The organism is Bacillus sp. SIMBA_154 (assembly GCF_046536015.1).
GTDB lineage: Bacteria > Bacillota > Bacilli > Bacillales > Bacillaceae > Bacillus > Bacillus pumilus_P.
Genome location: NZ_JAWJBV010000250.1, coordinates 1 through 273, shown reverse-complemented (window position 1 = coordinate 273; position 273 = coordinate 1). Strand labels below are relative to the sequence as shown.

The following is a 273-nucleotide window of genomic DNA, read 5'->3' as shown; positions in this document are numbered from 1 at the left end:
GGTCGGCAATTTCAATATTCTTGTATTGAGCCTGTTTGAAATCCTGCTTCAATTTCTCGAAATCAATTTTGCTGAGATCCCACATTTTCCCTTTCTGAGTGACCTTCCAGACACCTTTTTCTTCCTGAACTCCAGCGAACTTTTCATCATCAACAATCACGCTTTCATCAAGTAGCTCATTAATTTTTCTGGTTGCGGAATCAATCTCCTGCTGCTGAATAACACTGTCGATAACGCCGCGCAGATACTGAAACAACGCCACTTTTCGCACGA

1 protein-coding gene is annotated in these 273 nt (G+C 42.1%); it reads right to left on the bottom strand.

Annotated elements, in window-relative coordinates; translation table 11 throughout:
- Window positions 1–273, bottom strand: a 273-nt coding sequence (locus tag R0K30_RS21920) for a hypothetical protein (protein ID WP_410612943.1), incomplete at both ends; no start/stop codon positions are given.